At 60.8% G+C, this 375-nt stretch carries 1 protein-coding gene; it reads left to right on the top strand.

Features of this window, described 5'->3' with window-relative positions:
• The coding region (locus tag DL891_RS16705; RefSeq protein ID WP_157962601.1) for an AAA family ATPase at window positions 1-375 on the top strand (375 nt) is incomplete at both ends.

Genomic DNA, 375 nt, shown 5'->3' with positions numbered 1-375 from the left:
ACATCGACAGCTATCAGGGCAAGTCCGGCCAGAACGCCAAGGCGTTCATCAACGCGCTGATGGACCCTGGCGTAATCGGTTTCGGCACCGTGGATGATATTGATCAAATCGCGGGGAAGCGCGGTGACCGCCAGTCGTCGGCCGGCCAGCAAGAGGTCACCGCCGTGCTCATGGATGCCTTTGCCGGTGCCAATACCCTGGTACGAGGCAACTGCACCTTCGGCATGTTCTCCAACTATCCCGAGAACGTGGACGACGCCCTGCGCCAGCGGTCGGGCGCCCGCTTCCTGGTGGACGGTCCCCAGACACGAGAGGACTATATTGATGTCCTGCATCTGTTACTTGGCGGCAACCACGAGATTCCGTTGGGCGAAC

The organism is Homoserinimonas sp. OAct 916 (genome assembly GCF_003260275.1).
Classification (GTDB): domain Bacteria; phylum Actinomycetota; class Actinomycetes; order Actinomycetales; family Microbacteriaceae; genus OACT-916.
This window is presented reverse-complemented; position numbering and strand designations above follow the sequence as displayed.